Below are 18,692 nucleotides of genomic sequence, written 5' to 3' on the forward strand. Positions count from 1 at the left end.
GACCGGTCGCGCCAGGTAGACGGCTTGAGCAGGGCTGCAGCGTGGGATTGAGAGCGCCAAGGCGCTACGTCGATATCGCACGTTACTCTAAGGTCGTGTTTCTGGAGGGGGCCAAGAATCAGGAATTGGCGCATGATCGCTCCCGCTGGCGATCTCAAGAGCCAAGCCTCACGGCGTCTATTGTTGATCAGCGGGTGGCGTGTGATGGCTTTTGCTGGCGCGATCGCCGCCTTGCTGGGGAGCCGGAAATGATCCTTCGTCGTCGGACCATGCTCGCGGCGGGCGCCGCCGCCTCTCTGGCGCCGGGACTGGCCGCCGCCCAAGGCGGCAGGTCCAACGCGGCGCGCTTTTCGCTCGCCTTCGCACCCCACGAGGGCAGCTTCGCCAGCCGCGGCGGGCTGATCGAGCAGATCGCCTTTGCGGCGGACCAGGGGTTCACCGCCTGGGAGGACAACCAGGCGCGGGACCGTCCTGTGGAAGAACAGGAGCGAATGGCGCGGGCGCTCAAGCAACGCGGCATGACGATGGGGGTCTTCGTCGCCAGCATGCCCAAGTGGGCTCAGTTCCGGCCCGTGCTCGGCGGCTCCGATGGCGCGGAGCGGGACGCGTTCCTGGCCGACATCCGTGCGTCCGTCGACGTGGCCAAGCGGCTGAACGCCAAGTGCATGACGGTGGTCACCGGGTTCTTGGATCCGAAGACGCCGCTGGATATCCAAACGGCGCGCGTCATCGACGTGATGCGCCGAGCGAACGACATCGTGGCTCCACAGGGCCTGGTCATGGTGATGGAGCCGCTGAACACCCGCATCGACCATCCCAACATCTACATGCAGACGATCCCGCAGGGTTTCGCGATCGCACGCGCCTTGAACAGCCCGGCCGTGAAGGTCCTCGCCGACCTCTACCATGCGCAAATTCAGTTCGGGAATCTGATCCCGACGCTGGAGGCCTGCTGGAGCGAGGTCGCCTATGTGCAGTTCGGCGACAATCCAGGCCGCAAGGAGCCGACCACCGGCGAAATCAATTACGCCTCGGTCGTCCGGTGGCTGAAGTCCCGGCGCTATGGGGGGGTGATCGGCATGGAGCATGGCAATTCCCTGGCCGGACGTCCCGGCGAGGAGCGTCTGGTCGCCGCCTATCGCGAAATTGACCGGGGATAAGGACGCTCCCCGCTGACGCGGTGGCTTGCTTCGGACGAACGGCTTTCAATGCGCGCCGCGACGCCGCACCTGGCGGGCGCTGGTCCCGGTCTTTGAAACCTACGCGCAGGCGAGGGGTTATCTGGCGATGCGCCGCCAAATCTCCGTTGAAGTCGGCTCCTTGCGCCTTTCGGCGCTCGCTGCCGGCTCGCCCGATCGCCCTGCCATTGTTCTGCTCCATGGCTGGCCGCTTTGCAGCGCGGTTTGGAGCCCCGTTATGGAGCCACTGAGCCGGGAGCATTTCGTCCTGGCGTTCGACCTCCCCGGGACCGGCAAGTCCGCCGGCGAGACGATCCCGACCCTGAAGACCGAAATCGCCAAGTCGATCATCGCCGGCGCGGAAGCCGCCGGCGCCCAGAATATGATCGTGGCGGGCGTCGATGTCGGCGGCATGATCGCCTTTGCCGCCGCCCGCGATTTCGGCGACCGACTCGCCGGAGCCGTGATCATGAACACGGTGCTGCCTGGGCTCGACCCGTGGGAGGAATTGCTCGCCAATCCGCGGATCTGGCACTTCGCCTTCCACCAGATTCCCGGCCTTCCGGAAACGCTCGTTTCCGGACGCGAACGTCCCTATTTCGATTTCTTTCTCGATGCTCTGGCGGGCGACAAGGCGAAGATCGGCGAAGCGTTCCGCCAGGCCTGTGTCGAGCAGTACTCCTCCCTGGCGGCGCTCCGTACCGGCTTTGACTGGTATCGCGCCATGCCCCAGGACGCCGAACACAACGCCGTTCCCAAGGCGATCGACACGCCGATCCTGTACCTGCGCGGCGACGCCGACCAGCGCTCGATCGAGCCCTATCTGGAAGGCTTGCGCAGGGCCGGCGCCGCTGAGGTTCTGGGGAAGACGATCGCCCGCAGCGGTGAACTCCTGTCGATCGAAGCACCGGAGCCCCTTGCCGCCGCAGTGCTCGAGTTCGCGCGCGATGTCTCCTGTCAGCAAGTCTAGAGCATCGCACGGAAACGTGGACGCCGGTTTTCCGCAAAAGCGATGCGAAGACACAAACCTAGAGCAAGACGCGCGATTTCTATGTCGCGGCTTGCTCTAGGGTCAAAACGCAATCAAGCTATTGAGTGGATGGTTATTGTTGTGATTCACTGCTCCTAACGGAGGTGGACCATGGCTGGAGAATTTCGGTTGTCGGACCGGCAGTCGGCGGTGATCGAGCCGCTTTTGCCAAAGAACCAGTCTGGTGCGCGTCGGGATGCCTCTATGTGCAAAAATTGCCGAGACTGCGCATGTTCGGTGAGTGTTACTCAGACTAAGTAGCTGACAACAAGCTATTTTCGCCATGATTTTGGTGTTCTGAATGTTGTATTTGGCGCGGGCCCTGCTGTTGCACCGCGCCGTCCTCCATCCTTCGATACGGGTCGGCAAAAGGAGGTGTGCGGAGTGATCTAGAATTCGTCTGTGGATAAATTTCTCGCCGAAGTCAGGGACCATTCCTGGCGCGACCCTGCCAAAACCCGGACGTGCTCACGGTCCAAGGGATGGAACGCGGACCTCGCTCGCCATCGTCACGAGAGCCCGGACGCACGCGCAGGTCGCGCTTGCATTCCACGGCCGGCCCTGTGTTTTTTAAGCTCAGCTAGTCTCGAAATCCTGGGACGAACATGGCGGCGGTGAGAGGCGAAACATGGGGGCTCAGATAGAGCCAGCAGGGCCTCTTCGAGGACCAAGGCCCTATCGAGAAATTGGCCTGCCAGCATCCTCACGAAGAGCTGGGTAGCCCGGCATGAGCAATTCGACGGGATAGATGTTTCCCCTACCGGGCTCACGTCGAACTCCACGTTCGAACATGGGTGCCGCTCGTCGTTCGTGTCCGCCGACCTCTAGCGGCTCGCAGATATCCGCTGCTGCAGCCCCGCACCTTGACCAGCGAAATGGTGGACGCGGTCTTCAGTACCAGCGGCGGCCTGATCGGCCGGGCGGTCGTTCAACTCCGGGAAGCGGCGATCCTGTCGATAGAAGAGGGCGATCAGCCACTGACCCTGGAAAGGCTGATGGATGCTCGGGTTATCGAAGCCCTGGCTTCGCTGCCCACGTCAAAGCAAAAGCGATGAGGCCTCCGCTAAACTATGCGCCGCCGCCGTGTCCGGGCGAGGCGCTAAGTTCCTGGCTCGATAGAATAGCAGCTGGCCATGGCGCCGAACGCTCGGAGCTCGCCAACTACCTGGGGCTCAGCGGCAACGACATCGATTATGATCCGGGACCGGAGAACCTCGCACGCCTGGCCCATGCTGCGCGTCTGGATGCCGGGCATCTGGCGAGCTTCACGGCGCGCCACGGATACCCATGGCTCGGCCAGGACGATCTGGCCGAGCCGGATATAGAAAGTCAGGCTCGAGGTCTGGTCTGCCCAGGCTGCCTCCTGGAGGACGAGGTCGAAGGGCGGCACCAGTATGTCCGGCTCGAATGGTTGGATATCTGGCGTGCCGGCTGTTCACGCCACGGCCTGGCCCTGCAGAATTTTGAGGCCATACATTTCGTCCCACGCCCCGGAGGGGCGCGGCGCACGCGCCTCGAAAACCTGTTTGAGGCTACGATCGGGCCGACATCGTTGCGGCGGCTGCGGTATCCGCGGGTCATACGGAAAAAGCCTCCCGTTCAGCTTGTCGCGCTCGAGTGCGAAATCCAGCGCGTTCGCCATCAAGGCGGCAATTTCAGCGACCTTTGGGATTTGGGATCGTCCTGGCCGCAGGCGCGGGCGGCCCTTTTGGATCTGTCAGACATCATGCTGACCAGGAGCTCTGGCGGTGTCGCCGGGCCACTTGTTGGCGTGTTCAACCATCCGGACGACCCTCAGCCAGCATCGTTCAGTTACGGCCAGCAGGCCCAGATCGGCGAGGTGTCGCGGGTCAGAATAGATGTCCGCCGAAGCGGCTTTGGATCGAGCAGTGCTACGGCTTTCGTTGGACGCTTGGCAATACGGCATCAGCCGCTTCGAGAAACTCAGCAGCGTCTTCGGGCGAAATGCTGTCAACACCGACAACTCGCTGCGGACTACGCCTTAGCAAGATTTTGCCATCGCGGTCGCGTGGCGCCGTGGCCGCGAACTGCGACCAACTACGGTTGCCGCGTGCCAGTTTCAATGCGGCCAGAACTTCGGCGGACGTGATCTTCATAACCGCATTGTTCACCGGCTAGGCGATTGCGCAAGTATGACCCGTGACAGCCTGCATTGTCGAGATCTCGGACGGATTGCCGTTATCTCGGACACGTTGCTGCGATCTCGGCGCGCACCTGCGATACCACAGCGGGTTTTGCCGCGATCTCGGAAAGCTCAGAGTTATGTGCAACACCGGCGAACATGCGCGCGCTTCTAATAATATTACTTAGACGTCATAACATTTGTAGCGACCGGATGAGAATGTCACCCCCGTCACTGACTCCAAACCCTGCGAGTCGCACGCCGCGTGTCACTGGTTGCCTCAACGTTCCGCCCCTTCGCGGTTTCTGGCCCCAAACCCTGCGAACGCCTGACTTCATTCGTCGCGACTACCCAAGCGCCGAAAGATGCTCTTGTGATGGCCAACCGCTCCCTCAGGCTTAGCCCGTTTGGAAAATCGCCGGCGCGTATCACGCGGCTGCGGATCCGGATGTTCGCTCAGATGATCCGAACCGTCGGCGTCGTCATGTTCGGGCTCTGCGCCGGCTGGATGGTGATGACGCTGGCTTTCAGCTGGAGTCTGGCGCTAGGCGCCGTCATCGGCCTCGCGCTGTTTCTCCTGGGCTACGGGCTGATCCCGCTCTACGCCGAGCCGGGCGACCTCTGAGCTAGTAGACGTAACCGCCAATGGCGCCCACGGCGGCGGCGTAGGTCCAGCGCCGCCTTAGGTCCGAAGGCCAAGCCAAGGATCGTTCGTTGAGCTGTAGGATCGCATTCCTTGACAGTTCCATCGTCAGCAGGAAAAGCGGATCCGGCGCGGCATGGGCAAACAGGCTTGCCAGCCTTTGATTTTGGCGTGTCGATAGCGAAGCAAAAGCCAGTTTGGCCCCAGCGGTGACGGCGTGTCGTTGAGAACTGGATCGCCCGGCTCCGCCAGCACCAGCAGCGCTAGGCGCACGTACTAGAGCCGTGTTGCTGCATCGATATCGGTCCAGCAGTCCTCGGTCATATGATTGCTGCCGGTGAACGAGCGCCGCTGGAATATCGGCTGCTCCAGCAACGCAACCAAGGCGCCGGCGGCCGGGTCTCTCATTCTGGTCGTCATGGCATCGATGACGTCGCGCACGGCCCACCGAAGGCGAAGCCGCTTCTCAAGCGCACCGGCTTTGCCGCTGTCGTCCAGGGCCCGGAACACTCGAGCGATCATTCCCGGATCGTCGAACTCCACGATATCCAGCAAGTTGTCGCGTGGTTCGACCGGCTCGGCGCCGTCGCCAAACAGCGTGAGATCGCTGGCTATTTTGATCCTGGAATTGCCGTGCGGAACCAAGGGCGCGTTGTGGGCGCGACAGAAGGCCGACAGGGGATGGACCCCCGCCCCTTGCAGTACAAGGATAATAACCGCCTTCTTACTCTTTGCAGTGCGCTTGACGCCTTGGACCGGGGCGCGACTGGTCCTGCGCCTTGGGGGAAGGTATGCATTCGCATCGACGCCAACGTCGGCTCTGGGCTTACGCCGCTCCGCTACTCGTCGCGGCGGGGGCCGCTAGCAGCGCCCACGCCGCGCCCGGCCTTGTCGATCTCCACGCCGGCGCTCTGCAGGACGTTCTGACCGAACTGGCCCGGGAGACCCGCGCGGACATCCTCTATTCGGCCGATCTGGTCCGGGGCCGGCCAGCCGCGGCCGTCAAGGGCAGGCTCACCACCGAACAGGCTGTGGCGCTTCTGCTGAGAGGCTCTGGAGTCGGCTATCGGATCACGGCGGACGGCGTCTTCGTGCTGTTTGCATTGCCGGAGCGCGAGATCGCCGATCCCGGCGATGGCGCGATCTCGGAAGTGCTTGTCGTTGGTCGACGCACCCAGAATGCCGACATCCGACGCACCGAGAACGACATCCAGCCTTACGTGGTCGCAGGGCCTCGCGACTTGGCTGTCGCCGCGCAGGACAATGTCGACCAGCTCCTGCGCGAGCGGTTGCCCGCCAACGGCCGCGTATATTCGCCCGGTCAGCTGGTGAACGGCGCCGGGGTGTCCAACTCGGCGATCGATCTTCGCGGCGTCGGCTTGCAGAGAACCCTGGTGCTGGTCGACGGACGGCGCCTGCCCAGCCTGCCGACCCAGATGACCGGGCTGGAACAGAGCGACATCAACGCCATCCCCCTTGGCGCGATCGAGCGTATCGAGACCTTGACCGCCACCGCCGGCGGCATCCATGGCCCCACCGCCATCGGCGGGGTCGTCAACGTCGTCCTGAAACGCGACTACCGCGGCGCTGACTTGACCGTGGTCACGGGCATATCCAGCCGCGGCGACGCGGCCCGCGGGCGCCTTGAGGCTCGCCTGGGCTTCACGCCCGACCATGGAAGCACGGACGTGATGCTGTCGGCCTCCTACTCGGCGGCCGAGCGGCTCACCGTCGGCCAGCGCGATTACGCCCGGCGATCCCTGGAACTGCAGGCCAGGAACAATCCGGCCGAGTTCCTGCTGCAGACTCGGGCCGTCAACGCGATCACCGTCCGCAGCGCCCAGGGCGAGCCGCTGCGGTTGGACGCCGCCTATGGCGGAGCCGTCCTGGGCGGCAGCTACACCTTCCTGCCGATCGGCTTCCAGGGGACGGACCAGGAAAAGGCGGCCGTCCTGGCCGCCAACGCCGGGCGCCTGCCCACCGACCCAGCCTATGGCGACACTTCGCTGATCGCCGCGCCCGAGACCTATTCCATCCTGTTCAGCGCCCGTCGCCGGATCAGCGACCAGCTTGAAGCGTTCGTGGACGGCTTCGATCTCCACCAGCACGGACGCGTCATCACGCCGAACCCCTACAATTCCCGAAGCGTCAGCGCCGCCGACGCGCCCGGCAACCTGTTCGCCAATCCGGTCAGCTTCTATTTCCCCCTGCCGGACCTGGTCGAAGAGAAGACGACCACCACCGACGTCCGCCGGCTCACCGGAGGCTTGATCGCCACCCTGCCCCGAGGCTGGCGGGCGTCCGCCGACTATACGGTGGGCCGCGCGCTGCTGGACTCCCGGCGCGAGGGTCTGACCATGAGCTTCAGTATCGATGGCGCCCTGCGCAACGGCCTTGCCAGCGCGCGAGGCCAACTGCCGGTCGTTCCGCTCGGCGACTTCGCCGCCCTGCAGTCGGCGGCCATGGCCTACACCGTTCCGACCGCCGCCTACGGCCGGTTCACCACCCAGTTCAGCAACGGGGTCGCGCGCGCGGCGGGCCCTCTGGTGACCCTTCCAGGCGGCCCCCTCACAGCCACGCTGCTGGCCGAGGTGCGACGCGAACGCATGCCGCAGACCGAGTATGGGCAGGTCAACCAAGTCTCGACGATCACCAGCGTCTCGCCAGACAGGATTCAGCGGGTGAGGTCCGGCTATGTCGAGCTGCGCGCGCCCTTGCTGTCGCGCGAGTCCCGGATTGTCCCGGCGCGCGGCCTGGAGCTGCAGCTGGCCTTGCGGCGAGACGACATCAGGACGACCTTCCCCGACATCACCCAGACGGGCTTCGCCACCGTCCGGGTCATGACCGCCGTTCGCCACGAGGCGGACGTGTTCACCCTCGGCCTGCGCGTCTTTCCGGCCGACTGGCTGATGCTACGCGCCAGCGCGGCGACGGGCGAGTCGCCGCCGGACATGACCCATCTCCAGGAAATGGTTTTCGTGGCCCGAAATCCGGCCATCTATCCCTATACCGATCCCAAGCGCGGCGGGCGGCTGCTGGTGGCCGACGGCCCGTTTCTGTGGGGCCGCAGCGGGTGGCACGACATCGGCCAGGAGAAGGGTCTGACGCGATCGTTCGGGATGGTTTTCAACCCATCCGGCCGGACGGGGCCGCGCCTGTCGGTCGATGTGTCCCGCGTCGAGATTCGGGACGAGATCGGGCTGACCCTCCTCAGCGCCCAGCAGGTGCTCAACGCCGAGGAGCAGTATCCCAACCGTGTCGTCCGCGAGCCCCTGTCCGCGGCCGACGCCGCCCTCGGCTACACCGCCGGTCGGGTCACCGCCCTCTATACCGGGCTGGGGAACGTCGGGCGGACCGAGGCTGAAACGGTCGACGCGCAGTTGGACTGGACGCTGCCCCCGGTGCTCGACGGCGACACACGGCTTTACGGCGCCGCCACCTGGCAGCCGACGTTGCGAACCCGGCGCAGGCCGGACACGCCTTGGCTGGACCGCGTCGGCTATCGCGACGGTCCCTTGGCGTGGCGCGGCGACGCGGGCGTCCAGTGGGAACGCGGGCCGCTGCTGGTGGACCTGAACGTCCAGTATCTGGGGCGCTCAAGTCCGCTGTGGTCGGCCTATAGCGGCATCATTCAGACGACATCCCGGAACCAGGGACGGACCTATATTCCGTCGCGCGCCTATCTGGACCTCACCGCCCGCCGCCGGCTCGATTTCATGGCCGACCACGGGTTGCGGTCGTTCGATGTCCGCCTCGCCGTGCAGAACCTGTTCGACACCAGTCCGCCGATCGTCGCCGACCCCAGTCACATGGGCTACGACTATCGCGGCGACCCGCGTCGGCGGCGTTTCGAGCTCAGCCTCGCCGGCCGGTTCTGACATCGACGCCCGATGAGGGTTCTTCGAAAGCCTGCGTTGCCCTCTGGTGAAGGCGTTCCACCGACGCCCGGCCCTCCGGAGGACAGCCCGTGTTCAAGTTCGCCCCCGTCGCCTTGGCGGCGTTATTCCTTTCGACCTCCGTCCCAGTCTCCACGGCCTGGGCGCAGGTCAAACCGTTCCCCGCCGACTTCAAGACCCAGGAGATCGCGACCAATGGCGCGAAGATCCACGTCCGCGTCGGCGGCAAGGGTCCGGCCGTCGTGCTGCTGCACGGCTATGGCGAGACCGGCGACATGTGGGAGCCGATGGCCGCTGATCTGGCCAAGGACCACACCGTCATCGTGCCCGATCTTCGCGGGCTTGGCCTGTCGTCCAAGCCCGTCTCCGGCGGCTACGACAAGAAGACCCAGGGCGGAGACGTGGCGGGCGTGCTCGACGCCCTGAAGATCACCAAGGTCGACCTAGTCACCCACGACATCGGCAACATGGTCGGCTACGCCTTCGCGGCCGAGCATCGCGACCGGGTGAACCGCTTCGTGCTGATCGACGCGCCGTTGCCCGGCGTCGGCCCTTGGGAAGAGATCCTCAAGAACCCGCTGCTGTGGCACTTCCGGTTTGGCGGCCCCGACATGGAGCGACTGGTCGCCGGCCGTGAGCGCATCTATCTCGACCGCTTCTGGAACGAGTTCTCGGCCACCCCGGCCCGTTTCACCGAGGCCTCGCGCCAGCACTACGCCCGGCTCTACGCCCTGCCCGGCGCCATGCATGGCGGCTTTTCGCAGTTCGCCGCCTTCGACCAGGACGCCGTCGACAACAAGGCCTTCATGGCCCAGGGCAAGCTGACCATGCCGGTCCTGGCCCTGGGCGGCGAGAAGTCGTTCGGACCGATGATGGCGACGGTCATGCGCTTCGCCGCCAGCGACGTGACCGAAGGCGTGGTCCCCGATTCCGGCCACTGGATCATGGAAGAAAACCCCAAGGCCACGGTGGCGATGGTGCGCGGCTTCCTGGACGCCAAGCCATGAGCCGCCGCCTGGCATCCACCGGCGCCGCGCTCCTGCTGATCGCCTGCGCCGGCCTCGCCTCGGCCCAGGAGCGCCTGCTGCGCCTCACCCCGTCGGACATCGAAGGCCTGGTCCAGGGCGGAGCCACGGCCGGAACCTCAGGCGTGGCCGGTATCCGCACGACGGTCCTCTTCGGTAACCCGACGAAGGCTGGTCCCTACACGATCGCGCTGCGGGCGCCGCCCAATGTCCGCATCGCCGCCCACAACCATCGTGACGAGCGCACCGCCGTAGTCGTCGCGGGCCTCTGGCGGTTCGGCTATGGGCGCAAGGCGGACGAGAGCCTGGTCAAGATCCTCCCGCCCGGCAGCTTCTACAGCGAGCCGGCCGGGGTCGAGCACTTCGCCATGACCGGACCGGAAGGGGCGACGATCTACATCTCGGGCTACGGCCCCACGAGCACCGACTATGTCGAGGCGGCCAACGCGCCCAAGCCCTGACACCTAGCCTCGACGAGACTGGGAGCAAGGCCGCGAAGCCTTGCTCCCCTTCCGTTGGCTCAGTGGCCGACGGCGCGCAGGACGATGTCGGCGAAGCCCTCGGCGGTCGCCTTGCGGTTCCAGTCGCGCTGGAGCTCGCAGGCCACCTGGATCCAGCTGACCGGCTTGCCGCCGGCCTGGACGACGCGATCCAGACCCGCGCGGTGGGCCTGCTCCGAAGTGCCGCCGACCGCGTCCACGACCGCGTAGACCTCGTAGCCCGCGGCCAGGGCGTCCAGGGCCGGGAACGCCAGGCAGACCTCGGTCCACAGGGCGACCATGATCAGCTTGTTGCGTCCCGTGGCCTTTACGGCCGCCACGAAGTCCTCGTCCTCCCAGGCGTTGATGGCGGTGCGATCGATCGGCCTCGCCTGCGGCAGCACGTCGGTGATAGCCGTGATGGTCGGGGTGTTCAGGCCCGTGGCCACGTTGACCGTGGTCAGCACGACCGGCAGGCCATAGAGCCTGGCGGTCTTGGCCAGGTTCGTGACGTTGGCGATCAGCAGGCGTTTTTCCATCGTGACGATGGACGAGACCTGGACGGGCTGGAAGTCGATGATCACCAGCGCGGCGTTCTGGGGCGTCAGCAGGGAGTCGGCCAGCGGATCGCGGATGGTCTGGGGCGATGTCATGTCGGGTCCTCGCTCATGGGTTTCGAGCGACGACAGACATCAGCGAGAGGAAACCCCAGGCCCGCGGCGCTCTACTAGGGAGAACGCAGCATTTTCAAAAGTCCCCAGGAGAGACGGCGCCTAACGCCGCGTCGAGACCAGCTCATAGGTGTCGGCGTCGCGAGCGATCATTCTCACCGGCAGGACCTGCGACACCGAACGCCCGAACCGCCTGATGTCGCCGGTCTTGAAGACGCCGGTGATGCGCAGGGCCCCGACCTTGGGATCCCTGATGACGATCTGGGCCCGTGTGTAGCGGTTCAGCAGGCCGACCGCCTCGGACAGCGGCTGGTCGCGAAACTCCACCACGCCCTGCTTCCAGGCGAGGGCCTCGTCCAGATTGGCGGGCGTCACCTCGCCCTCCCCGCCCGGCTGGGTGGAAAAGGCTTGACCGGGCGAAAGCCTGATCGGCGGCGAGGACGGCCCTTCCGAGGGCGAACTCACCAGCACGCTTCCCTCGGCCAGCACGACCCGCAAGGCGCCCGACGTCAGCCGCACGTCGAACTGGGTGCCCAGGGCGGTGACCACCCGCCCGGCCGCCTGCACGGCGAAGGGACGGGCGCTATCATGAGCGACGTCGAAGAAGGCGTGGCCTTTCAGCAGGCGCACGTCACGCCGCCCCCCCGCGAAGGCGACATCGACCGCGCTGTCCGCGTCCAGGGTGACGCGCGTGCCATCCGGCAGGTCGACAATGGATCTCTGTTCCCCGCCGGTGACGTAGTCGGCGCGGCCGACGGCCGTCAGAGAGGCGGCCTCGTTGACGGCGACCTGGGTCGGCTTGGCGGCGTGGTCGAACCAGCCTTGCTGGGCGCCAAAGAACAAGGTCGCCGACACCGCTGCGACAGCGATCGAGGCCGCGACGAGCCGGGACCAGAACGGCTTGGCGGCGGGCTCGGGCCCGGCCTTCCTGGCCGCCCGCGCCATGGCGGCGATCAGGTCGCTGTCGTCGGCGTCATCGAAGACATCCCACATCCGCTGCGCCTGGATCCAGGCGTCGCGGTTCTCCTGGCTCTCCTCCAGCCAGGCCGCGAACTGCTCGCGTTGGGGCGACTGGCCGAGGTCGTCGCGGGCCAGCCATCGGGCTGCGGCCTGGGCCGGGGTCAGGGCTTCGCGGGTCATCGAACGCCTCCCGCATGGGCCATCAGATGCTCGATGGCGCGGACCATATGCTTTTCGACGGCGCTGACCGATAGCCCAAGCTGCTTGGCGATGGCCTGGTGGCGAAGGCCGTCGATCCGCCGAAGCAGGAAGATCGTCCGCGTGCGTTCGGGCATGGTCATCAGGGCGGCGGCGGCGGCGTTCAGGGCCTGCTTGCCGGCATAGATGCGGGCGGGATCGAAATCCTGCTCGGCCTGAAGGTCGGGGTCCAGCGCCACATGCTGGTCGGCGCGCCTGACCGTGCGGCGGCGATGGCGGTCGGCCAGCACGCTGGCGGCGATCTGGAAGATGTAGGCGCTGGCGTGGTCGGCGTGGTCGGGCGTGCCGCGCACCGTCAGGCGCAGAAAGACCTCCTGCACCAGATCCTCCACCTCGCCGCCGTTGCGGATCCGGCGGCGAAAATAGGCGGCCAAGGGGCCGCGCATCGCCGCGGCTTGCCGGGCGAAGGCGTCCGCGCGCGCGGCGGCGTCGGAAGCGTCGCTCATGGGCCCCTCTCGCGCCATTCCCATCAGAGACTCCGCCTTCTGTCCAACGACCAAGGGGCATCGGTTGTCGGGAAGGCAGAACGCAGCCCCGGTCGAAGTCCTCACCTTCGCGCCCGCTGAGCGGGTGAGGATTTTTAGGCGACCTGCGTTCGACCAGACAGGACCAGGCCAATACGGCCGTCCACTGGAGCCGCAACCGCCGACGAGCGCTCTTCCCGCTCTCCCAAGGACATAGCCCATGACCCAGAAAGTGTTCGCCTTCGCCCTGGCCCTCGGCCTGGCGAGCCTCGCCACCGCCCATGCCCAGACCAAGCCGACGGTGGTCCTGGTCCATGGCGCCTTCGCCGACAGCAGCAGTTGGAACGGCGTCGTCGCCGACTTGACCCGCGACGGCTATCCCGTCGTGGCCGCCGCCAATCCCCTGCGCGGTCTTGCCAGCGACGCGGCCGCCGTGCGGACGGTGCTCGACGCCATCCCCGGCCCGGTGATCCTGGTCGGCCATTCCTATGGCGGCGCGGTGATCTCGGCCGCCAGCGACGGCGCGGCCAACGTCAAGGCGCTGGTCTATGTCGCGGCCTTCGCCCCCGAGGTCGGCGAGAGCATCTTCGACCTCTCCGGGAAGTTCCCGGGCAGCACTCTGCCCACTGCGCTGGGCAAGCCTGTCGATCTACCTGGCGGCGCCCACGACCTCTACATCCGGCAAGACAAATTTCCGGTCCAATTCGCCGCCGATGTCCCCCTGGCCCAAGCCAAGCTGATGGCCGTGGGCCAGCGGCCGCTGACCGACGCAGCCGGAGCTGAAAAGGCCGTAGCGACCGGCTGGAAGGCCATCCCTTCGTGGTGGACCTATGGCGAAGCCGACCGCAACATCCCGCCGGCCGCCATGAAATGGATGGCCGAGCGCGCCCGCGCCAAACAGGTCGTCATCGTGCCCGGAGCCTCGCACGTCGTGATGATCTCTCATCCCCATGAGGTCGCCAGGCTGATCGAAGCGGCTTCGCATTGATCCGATGCGCGTGCCGCGCCATCTGAACGCTGCTGGCAGCGGGCATCATCCGTGGTGGCAGTAGCCGCCAAAGCGGTGCCTAACCCGCCCAAATGAGCGCATTCAACCCACCAGGCGAAGACTGCTTTCGGCTCCTGCGGCGGCCTTGGCGCTTGCCAGTCTGTGCACGGGTTCCGCCCACGTCGAAATATGAACGATTTAGGTGAATGTCTCTGGGCTATAGAGTCGGCAGGCCATCGCCGAACAAAGTCAAGTTCCTCGCAATTTTGATGGATGAGTTGCCGTGTGGAGCGAGAGGTGCGTCATGTATTGGGCAGTATATTGCAAGCGGATCAGTCCAGGCTCGACGCACGTAGGGTGCCCTGCCCCGTTTCTGGTCTAGCTCCAAACAAGAAGGGCAAACACACCAACAATGGGGCGGTGGCGGCTCCGGACGAGCCGGATCGTCGATGAAATGCGGCAACACCATCGCTCGGCAAGGGGCCAATCGATCTGCGAAAGCGCTACAAGCGCCCCACCAGGAAAGGAGCCAGTGCGGCATCTGCTCTCCCAGCTGCGGTGAGCGCGCGGCGCGTTGACCTGAGCACAGACCGAACTCCACTGTGAAGTCATTGCGAAGGGGCGTGCGCACGACTATGCGTTGATCCCGGTAAGCGTTGGAGGGCTGCGGGATGTTCAGTGTCGCGCCCATGCGGTTTGCGGGCCTCGGCGTCTACAAACCTCGGGAAAAGGTCACTTCGGCGGTGCTGGACACCCGTTTTGGCCACGAGGCTGGCTCCACGCGTGCGCAGTTCGGCCTGGACTCCCGGCGCGTCGCGGCTCCGGATGAAACCACGTCAATGATGGGCGCCGCCGCCGCCCGCGACGCCTTGGCGGCGGCGGGCTGGGCCGATGGTGATTTCGATGTGCTGATCGGCGCCTGCGGTGTGATGGAGCAGCCGATTCCGGGCACATCGGTGCTGGTCCAGCAGGCCTTGGGCCTGGGCCGATCGGGCATACTGGCCTTCGACGTCAACCAGACCTGCCTGTCGTTCCTGATGGCCCTGGACGTGGCGGCCATGGGCTTCGCGACCGGCCGCTGGCGGCGGGCGCTGGTCGTGTCCAGCGACATCGCCTCGGCGGGGCTGGATTGGAGCGATCCTCCCGCCAGCGCGATCTTTGGCGATGGGGCGGCGGCCGTCTGCATCGAGGCGGCCGAGGATCCGAATGGGCCGGCGCTGCTCGCGCGGGGGCTGGAAACCTACGGGCAAGGCCAGGATCTGGCCACGCTACGCGCCGGCGGCACCCGCGTGCGGCTTGAGGACGGGCTGGAAGCGTTTCAGGCCGCCGCGATCTTTCATATGGACCCTTTTGGCGTGTTCAAGGCCGCCGCCAAGCGGCTGCCGCCGCTGATCGACAGGGTGCTGGGCGAGGCCGGTCTGGACCGGGCCAGTGTCGATCTCGTCGTTCCCCACCAAGCCAGCCAACCGGGCCTGGAGCACCTGCGCCGATTGATGGGCGGCGACCCGTCCCGGGTGATCGATATTTTCGCCGATCACGGCAACCAGATCGCCGCCTCCATCCCCTCGGCCTTGCATCGCGCTTGGATCGACGGACGCTTGGCGCCGGGGACAACCGTGCTGCTGCTCGGAACCGCCGCCGGGATCAGCGTCAGCGCCATGGTCCTGCGAGTCTAATGCGCCGAGCCCTTGTCACGGGCGCCACCGGCGGGCTGGGCCTGGCCCTGACCGCTGCCCTGCTGGCCGAAGGCTACGCGGTTCGCGCGACCGGGCGCGACGCCTGGGCGGCCCAGCGCCTTCGCGCCATGGGCGCCGAGACCGTCGAGGTCGATCTGGTCGAGGATCCGCAGCGCGCGATCGGGCTATGCGCTGGCGTCGACGTCGTTTTCCATGCCGCAGCGCTATCCAGTCCGTGGGGCCGCGCCCGGACGTTCGAGCGCGTCAATGTCGAGATGACTCGAACGCTGCTCGATGCGGCGCGCCAGATCGGCTGCCAAGGTCTGGTCTTCGTTTCGTCACCCTCGATCTATGCCGAAACGCGCGATCGCCTGGCCCTGACCGAGGCCGATCCACCCGCGAGGCGCCCTCTGAACGCCTACGCCCGGACCAAGTTGGCCGCTGAGCGCCTGGTGCTGGCCGCGAACGGCCCGGACTTCTTCACCGTCGCCATTCGCCCTCGCGCGCTGGTCGGCCCGGACGACAAGGTCTTGCTGCCCCGCCTGCTGGACCTCGTCGCATGCGAGCGCGCGCCGCTGCCTCGGGGCGGTCGGGCGCTGGTGGAGCTGACCGACACGCGCGACGCCGCCCATGCCCTGATCCTGGCGGATCGGAAACGAGCAGTCGTTGGCGGTCGCGCCTTCAACATCTCCGGCGGCGCGCCGATCGGCGTTCGCGCCTTCGCGCTGGACCTAGCGGCGGCCATGGGACTGCCCTTGCGGATCGTGCCGGCGCCTTGGCCCCTGCTCTACGGTATCGCGACGCTGGCGCAGGGCGTGGCGAGCATCCTGCCAGGTCGGCCGGAACCGGCGCTGACGCCTTACGGGGTGGCGACCCTGGCCTTCTCACAGACCTTCGACCTGACCGCGGCCCAATGCGACCTCGGCTACGCGCCCCGCCACGACGCCCACGCGACCGCGCTTGAACTGGCGCGACGCCGGGGGGAAGGATCGTGGCCATGACCCCCGCGCGTTGTGAAATCCATCTGCTGAAGGCTGGCTCATGTCTACACCCGGAGGCCGCGGCTCTGAAGGGCGGCAGCCTCTGCCCCGTCGACTTTCCGGCTCTTACAGCCCTGATCCTGCATCCGACGGAAGGACCGCTGTTGTGGGACACGGGCTATGATCCGGCGTTCTTCCGTGTCACGCGTCGCTGGCCGGAGAGGCTCTACGCCCTCACCACGCCCGTGACGCTGGGCGAGCACGAGCCGGCAGCCCGCCAGATCAGCCGCTTTGGACTCGGTCCCGACGATATTCAGGGCGTCATCATCTCGCACTTTCACGGCGACCATGTCGCCGGCCTGCCAGCCTTTCCCAAGGCGCGGCTCTATTGCGCACGGGCGGGCCTGGACCAGATGCGCCGCGTCGGACGGTTCACGGGCGTGCGCCAGGGACTTCTGCCCGGCCTGCTGCCCCCGGACGCCGAGTCGCGCGCGGTCTTCTTCGAGGATCGGCCCAGGCGCTCGCTGCCCTTGGATTTGCGCCCGTTCGAGACCGGCGCCGACCTGCTCGGCGACGGCAGCCTGCTGGCCGTGGAATTGCCCGGCCATTGCGTCGGGCACTGGGGCCTGGCGGCGCGCGGTCCCGACGATCGCTTGCGGCTTTTTGTCGGTGACGCCGCCTGGTCGCTGCGAGCGATCCGTGAGAACCGTCCGCCGCCGGCCCTGACCACCGCGCTCCTGGGGCGAACCGACCGCTACCGACGCACCCTGGCCGATCTTCACGCCCTGGAAGCGCGCGGAGGCGAGGTCGTGCTCCTCCCCTCCCATTGTCGGGAGGCGGCGGGCGCCGTCGAGATCCCTTGAGTCTCCTTCACGCCGGTCGCATCGCCGCCGCCTATCTGGACACCCGGCTGTGCGACACTACAGCAAGGGATCGGGCGGCCCTGCTGGCGCGTCAACGCCGTCTCTGGGGCCGGCTGGCGCCCGCCCTGGCCCGGACACCCGCGCTGGCCGCGCTCGCCGGCCGCCCGCTGGACGCCTTTCCCGTGCGCGAGCCGGCCGAGATGCGCGCGGACCTGGGCGCCTGGAATAGCCTGGGGTTAGACGCAGCCCAGATCCTTGACGCGGCCCAGGCTGCGGAAGAAGGCCGCGAGGCCAACCTGCCCGACCAAGTCCAGGCGGGATTTTCGACGGGAAGCCAGGGCGCACGAGGCGTCTTCCTGACCACAGCCGCCGAGCGCGATCGGTATCTGGGGGCATTGTTGGGGCGCCTGGTCACACCCAAGCGCTTGCTGCGACCGATCCGCGCCGCCTTGATCCTGCGCGCCAACAACCGCCTGTACGCGGACATTCAGGGGGCGGGGGCGGCCTTCAGCTTCATCGGTTTGGACATCGCGCCCGAGGCCCAGTTGGAAGCCCTGCGGGCGTTCGCGCCGACCCATCTGGTGGCGCCGCCTCACATTCTGGTCGCCTTGGCCAGACTGGTCGAGGCCGGCGGCTGGACACCGCGCTTGGACGGACTGTTTTACGGCGCCGAACCTCTTGGCAAGCGTGAGGGCGAGCGCCTGACCCAGGTGTTCGGCCTTTCGCCAGCCCCCCTGTATCAGGCCACGGAGGGCTTTCTCGGCGCGCCGTGCCGGTTCGGAACCCTGCACCTCAACGAGGAGAACCTGATCGTCGAGCGCGATCCCGTCGCAGGATCAAACCGTTTCCGGCCAATCATCACCGACCTGCGCCGACGGGGGCAGCCCATGGTCCGCGTGCGGTTGGACGATCTGGTCGAGCCTCGATCACCTTGCCCTTGCGGGTCGCCGCGCCTGGCCATCCAGCCCGTCGAGGGACGTGTCACCGACGTCTGGCGGCTGGGGGAGGCCTTGGTTCTTCCACGCGAAATCGACGCCGCCGTGGAGGCGGCCCTGCCGCTCTTCGCGTCCTGGCGGGCCGACGCTTCGCCGACGGGAGTCCGGGTCTTCGTCGCGGACGGTGTACACCAGGAGCCGGCCCGCGCCGCGCTCGAAGCCCTGCTGACGGCGCGCGGCGCCTCCCGCCCCGTCACCGCCCAGGTGGTCGCCACGGTCGAGACTCAACCCAAGCGCCGACGCGTGCGGTGGATCCCGTGAGCGTGGGCTCCGTCATCTTGATCACCGGCGCACGAGCCCCGGCGGCGCTAGACTTGGCCCGCGCCTTTCGCGCGGCTGGACATCGCGTGCACATGGCCGATTGCAGTCCGTGTTGGACCGCCCGACTGTCCCAGGCGCCGGACGCTTTTCATGGCTATGCCTCGCCGGTGTATCGACCGGAA

18 protein-coding genes and 1 pseudogene are annotated in these 18,692 nt (G+C 66.8%); 13 read left to right on the forward strand and 6 right to left on the reverse strand.

What is annotated here, in order from left to right; all coding sequences use genetic code 11:
* Positions 1-269: 269 nt before the first annotated feature.
* The 4 genes and pseudogenes from J2X41_RS00090 to J2X41_RS25210 form a co-directional block, all read left to right on the forward strand.
* Positions 270-1,160, forward strand: coding sequence for a TIM barrel protein (locus tag J2X41_RS00090; RefSeq protein WP_310078658.1), 891 nt, complete (start codon positions 270-272; stop codon positions 1,158-1,160).
* Positions 1,161-1,185: 25 nt separating this feature from the next.
* Positions 1,186-2,148, forward strand: coding sequence for an alpha/beta hydrolase (locus tag J2X41_RS00095; RefSeq protein WP_310078660.1), 963 nt, complete (start codon positions 1,186-1,188; stop codon positions 2,146-2,148).
* Positions 2,149-3,071: 923 nt separating this feature from the next.
* Positions 3,072-3,263, forward strand: coding sequence for a hypothetical protein (locus tag J2X41_RS00100; RefSeq protein ID WP_310078662.1), 192 nt, complete (start codon positions 3,072-3,074; stop codon positions 3,261-3,263).
* Positions 3,260-3,604 (forward strand): annotated as a pseudogene (locus tag J2X41_RS25210) (TniQ family protein); the annotation flags it as partial. The gene J2X41_RS00100 and the pseudogene J2X41_RS25210, both read left to right, overlap by 4 nt.
* A gap of 39 nt (positions 3,605-3,643) precedes the next feature.
* Here J2X41_RS25210 and J2X41_RS00105 read toward each other — a convergent pair.
* Together J2X41_RS00105 and J2X41_RS00110 are read right to left on the reverse strand one after the other, a co-directional pair.
* Positions 3,644-3,850, reverse strand: coding sequence for a hypothetical protein (locus J2X41_RS00105; protein WP_310078665.1), 207 nt, complete (start codon positions 3,848-3,850; stop codon positions 3,644-3,646).
* A gap of 250 nt (positions 3,851-4,100) precedes the next feature.
* A complete protein-coding gene (locus tag J2X41_RS00110; RefSeq protein ID WP_310078667.1) occupies positions 4,101-4,325 on the reverse strand; it encodes a hypothetical protein in 225 nt (74 codons plus the stop codon).
* 402 nt (positions 4,326-4,727) lie between these two features.
* Between J2X41_RS00110 and J2X41_RS00115 the strand changes: the two genes are divergently transcribed.
* Complete coding sequence (locus J2X41_RS00115; protein ID WP_310078669.1) at positions 4,728-4,976, forward strand: hypothetical protein; 249 nt, start codon at positions 4,728-4,730, stop codon at positions 4,974-4,976.
* Between the two features lie 294 nt (positions 4,977-5,270).
* On the opposite strand, the gene J2X41_RS00120 is transcribed toward J2X41_RS00115, so the two are convergent.
* A complete protein-coding gene (locus J2X41_RS00120; protein WP_310078671.1) occupies positions 5,271-5,639 on the reverse strand; it encodes a hypothetical protein in 369 nt (122 codons plus the stop codon).
* 146 nt (positions 5,640-5,785) lie between these two features.
* Between J2X41_RS00120 and J2X41_RS00125 the strand changes: the two genes are divergently transcribed.
* The 3 genes from J2X41_RS00125 to J2X41_RS00135 all read left to right on the forward strand — a co-directional run bounded on the left by J2X41_RS00125 (position 5,786) and on the right by J2X41_RS00135 (position 10,376).
* Positions 5,786-8,872 carry a TonB-dependent receptor gene (locus tag J2X41_RS00125; protein WP_310078674.1) on the forward strand — a complete coding sequence of 1,029 codons (3,087 nt, stop codon included), beginning with the start codon at positions 5,786-5,788 and terminating at the stop codon, positions 8,870-8,872.
* 89 nt (positions 8,873-8,961) lie between these two features.
* Entirely contained in the window at positions 8,962-9,897 is a 936-nt protein-coding gene (locus tag J2X41_RS00130; RefSeq protein WP_310078676.1) for an alpha/beta hydrolase, read from the forward strand.
* The gene (locus J2X41_RS00135) at positions 9,894-10,376 is read left to right on the forward strand and encodes a cupin domain-containing protein (RefSeq protein WP_310078677.1); all 483 of its coding nucleotides are present in this window, start codon (positions 9,894-9,896) and stop codon (positions 10,374-10,376) included. The genes J2X41_RS00130 and J2X41_RS00135 overlap by 4 nt, the downstream gene beginning before the upstream one ends.
* Before the next feature lie 59 nt (positions 10,377-10,435).
* Here the strand turns inward: J2X41_RS00135 and J2X41_RS00140 are convergent, their stop codons facing one another.
* The 3 genes from J2X41_RS00140 to J2X41_RS00150 all read right to left on the reverse strand — a co-directional run bounded on the left by J2X41_RS00140 (position 10,436) and on the right by J2X41_RS00150 (position 12,729).
* Entirely contained in the window at positions 10,436-11,047 is a 612-nt protein-coding gene (locus J2X41_RS00140; RefSeq protein WP_310078678.1) for a hydrolase, read from the reverse strand.
* A gap of 120 nt (positions 11,048-11,167) precedes the next feature.
* Complete coding sequence (locus J2X41_RS00145; RefSeq protein WP_310078680.1) at positions 11,168-12,205, reverse strand: FecR domain-containing protein; 1,038 nt, start codon at positions 12,203-12,205, stop codon at positions 11,168-11,170.
* Positions 12,202-12,729, reverse strand: a complete 528-nt coding sequence (locus J2X41_RS00150) for an RNA polymerase sigma factor (protein ID WP_310078683.1) — start codon at positions 12,727-12,729, stop codon at positions 12,202-12,204. The genes J2X41_RS00145 and J2X41_RS00150 overlap by 4 nt, the downstream gene beginning before the upstream one ends.
* A gap of 238 nt (positions 12,730-12,967) precedes the next feature.
* Here J2X41_RS00150 and J2X41_RS00155 point away from each other — a divergent pair, with 238 nt between their 5' ends.
* The 5 genes from J2X41_RS00155 (at position 12,968) to J2X41_RS00175 (ending at position 18,510) form a co-directional block, all read left to right on the forward strand.
* A complete protein-coding gene (locus J2X41_RS00155; protein WP_310078685.1) occupies positions 12,968-13,735 on the forward strand; it encodes an alpha/beta hydrolase in 768 nt (255 codons plus the stop codon).
* Positions 13,736-14,406: 671 nt separating this feature from the next.
* Positions 14,407-15,411: a 3-oxoacyl-[acyl-carrier-protein] synthase III C-terminal domain-containing protein gene (locus J2X41_RS00160; RefSeq protein WP_310078686.1), complete on the forward strand. Its 1,005-nt coding sequence runs from the start codon at positions 14,407-14,409 to the stop codon at positions 15,409-15,411.
* Complete coding sequence (locus tag J2X41_RS00165; protein WP_310078688.1) at positions 15,411-16,412, forward strand: NAD-dependent epimerase/dehydratase family protein; 1,002 nt, start codon at positions 15,411-15,413, stop codon at positions 16,410-16,412. The genes J2X41_RS00160 and J2X41_RS00165 overlap by 1 nt, the downstream gene beginning before the upstream one ends.
* Entirely contained in the window at positions 16,409-17,254 is an 846-nt protein-coding gene (locus J2X41_RS00170) for an MBL fold metallo-hydrolase (RefSeq protein ID WP_310078690.1), read from the forward strand. The genes J2X41_RS00165 and J2X41_RS00170 overlap by 4 nt, the downstream gene beginning before the upstream one ends.
* Positions 17,251-18,510, forward strand: a complete 1,260-nt coding sequence (locus J2X41_RS00175) for a cell division protein FtsA (RefSeq protein ID WP_310078691.1) — start codon at positions 17,251-17,253, stop codon at positions 18,508-18,510. The genes J2X41_RS00170 and J2X41_RS00175 overlap by 4 nt, the downstream gene beginning before the upstream one ends.
* The last annotated feature ends 182 nt before the right edge of the window (positions 18,511-18,692 follow it).

Source organism: Caulobacter sp. BE254 (assembly GCF_031457295.1).
GTDB lineage: Bacteria > Pseudomonadota > Alphaproteobacteria > Caulobacterales > Caulobacteraceae > Caulobacter.

Coding starts and splice junctions, on each gene's coding strand:
- J2X41_RS00090 (WP_310078658.1), top strand. CDS start 270: ATGCTCGCGGCGGGCGCCGCCGCCTCTCTGGCGCCGGGACTGGCCGCC.
- J2X41_RS00105 (WP_310078665.1), bottom strand. CDS start 3,850: ATGGCGAACGCGCTGGATTTCGCACTCGAGCGCGACAAGCTGAACGGG.
- J2X41_RS00110 (WP_310078667.1), bottom strand. CDS start 4,325: ATGAAGATCACGTCCGCCGAAGTTCTGGCCGCATTGAAACTGGCACGC.
- J2X41_RS00115 (WP_310078669.1), top strand. CDS start 4,728: ATGGCCAACCGCTCCCTCAGGCTTAGCCCGTTTGGAAAATCGCCGGCG.
- J2X41_RS00125 (WP_310078674.1), top strand. CDS start 5,786: ATGCATTCGCATCGACGCCAACGTCGGCTCTGGGCTTACGCCGCTCCG.
- J2X41_RS00135 (WP_310078677.1), top strand. CDS start 9,894: ATGAGCCGCCGCCTGGCATCCACCGGCGCCGCGCTCCTGCTGATCGCC.
- J2X41_RS00140 (WP_310078678.1), bottom strand. CDS start 11,047: ATGACATCGCCCCAGACCATCCGCGATCCGCTGGCCGACTCCCTGCTG.
- J2X41_RS00145 (WP_310078680.1), bottom strand. CDS start 12,205: ATGACCCGCGAAGCCCTGACCCCGGCCCAGGCCGCAGCCCGATGGCTG.
- J2X41_RS00150 (WP_310078683.1), bottom strand. CDS start 12,729: ATGAGCGACGCTTCCGACGCCGCCGCGCGCGCGGACGCCTTCGCCCGG.
- J2X41_RS00155 (WP_310078685.1), top strand. CDS start 12,968: ATGACCCAGAAAGTGTTCGCCTTCGCCCTGGCCCTCGGCCTGGCGAGC.
- J2X41_RS00160 (WP_310078686.1), top strand. CDS start 14,407: ATGTTCAGTGTCGCGCCCATGCGGTTTGCGGGCCTCGGCGTCTACAAA.
- J2X41_RS00165 (WP_310078688.1), top strand. CDS start 15,411: ATGCGCCGAGCCCTTGTCACGGGCGCCACCGGCGGGCTGGGCCTGGCC.
- J2X41_RS00170 (WP_310078690.1), top strand. CDS start 16,409: ATGACCCCCGCGCGTTGTGAAATCCATCTGCTGAAGGCTGGCTCATGT.